The 1,567-nt window shown below is 38.7% G+C and carries 1 protein-coding gene; it reads right to left on the bottom strand.

The window, feature by feature from the left end; all coding sequences use genetic code 11:
• Positions 1 to 77: 77 nt before the first annotated feature.
• Positions 78 to 1,409, bottom strand: a complete 1,332-nt coding sequence (locus tag BM390_RS15140) for an ISL3 family transposase (protein WP_089855781.1) — start codon at positions 1,407 to 1,409, stop codon at positions 78 to 80.
• Positions 1,410 to 1,567: the final 158 nt, after the last annotated feature.

Raw genomic sequence — 1,567 nt, 5'->3', positions numbered from 1 at the left:
GGTTCTTTGTCAAATGGTGTTGGCGAGAAGTTTTAACCAATAATTTCAAGCTTATATTTCACATGTTTCGGCTCTTTTTATGCAGCTGAAACATGTGTTTTATTTTGTGTTTTTTTCTTCTGTGGTTCAACTGGTTTGTACGCAAAATGTAAAAGAATTCTGTTCTTGTAGTTTTTGAAATTACGATAGCCGTATGCGACACGATTTAAGACTTTGATTTTGTTATTAATACCTTCAATGCGACCGTTATTGTACGTATAATCAAAGCTATTTTGAATGTGTGGTAAATGTTCTTTTAACGTCTTTATACTCGTTTTCATATAACTAGAAATATTATCATCCAGTTCTCCCTTGACGATCTCTTCGAGATCGTCATAATTCCTATCATCAAAAGCTTTAAAGAATCGTTGGAGTAAGTCATGGTTTGCTTTTAGTTCATCAGAATACTCTAACATAGTATCTACAACAGATTTAGATGGTAGTTGCCCGAACATGGTATAGTGCTTATACTCTGTACTTGAAAGGTCTTCGCTAGGTTTTAACATTAGTCGCCAGTATCGCTTGAGCCGACGGTATTTCTTTTTGTCTTCGCCGTTTGATGTGTTGAATGCTTGCATAATCTTGACGCGTGTTTTATTCATCGCTCGCGTCATCAATTGTACGATGTGGAAGCGATCAATAATGATCTTAGCGTTCGGAAATAGGTCCTTAATCACGCCCTGATAACTCGCATTCATATCAATCGTTACTGTCTTCACTTTCTTGCGCTGTTTAAAAGTAAAATACGTCGTAAAGTGGTTGCGAATCGTGCGCCCATCACGTTGTGGGAGTATATCTAAGAGATCACCAGAAGCCACATCGATATAGATAAAAGCCATCTGTCCTTTGGCTACCTTAAATTCATCAAAAGAAAGGTTCTCAGGTAACGTCCGATCATACGTTTGAAGCTCTTGACTCGTCTTATTAATTTCACGTTGAACCGTTGTTGGAGAAACAGCACAATCACGGGCAATATCTTTTATTGAACGAGCTTCAGCTGTCTTTATCCCCGCCTGAAGGCACGTATCTTTCGAGATGAAGCACCCTTCATTAACTAGCGATGTTTTTGCCACGAACGTCGTCTGGCATTGTTTACAATAGAAGCGTTGTTTTCTTAATTCGAGATACGTTTTTTTCGTTCCCCCAGCTGGAATAACTATCGTTGATGTCTTCGTGCCATTTTTAATAATGGTGTAGTCTTCATTTCCGGCGTGACAGCGGTCACAGTGCGTCGGGGTATACGTGAGTGTCCCCTCCAGGAATGTGCAAGCAAGGCCGTTCTTTGTGCCCGCGCGGGCACAATCCTCTTCAAAAATAATATTTTTATCTTGAATGTCAAAGAGAATTCTTATAGTATGAGATATAGACAAGTGGGTTCCCTCCTAATGGTTTTGTGGTTAAAACTAATATTACAGGGAAACTCACTTGTTTTCTATATTTAGAAAGAAAAAGGTGCTAGTGAGTAATTTTAGTGAGCAATCTCTATCTCACTTAAAATCCCTTCACCAACACCAAATATTATACAACC

Source organism: Halolactibacillus miurensis (assembly GCF_900116255.1).
Taxonomy (GTDB): domain Bacteria; phylum Bacillota; class Bacilli; order Bacillales; family Amphibacillaceae; genus Halolactibacillus; species Halolactibacillus miurensis.
This window is presented reverse-complemented; position numbering and strand designations above follow the sequence as displayed.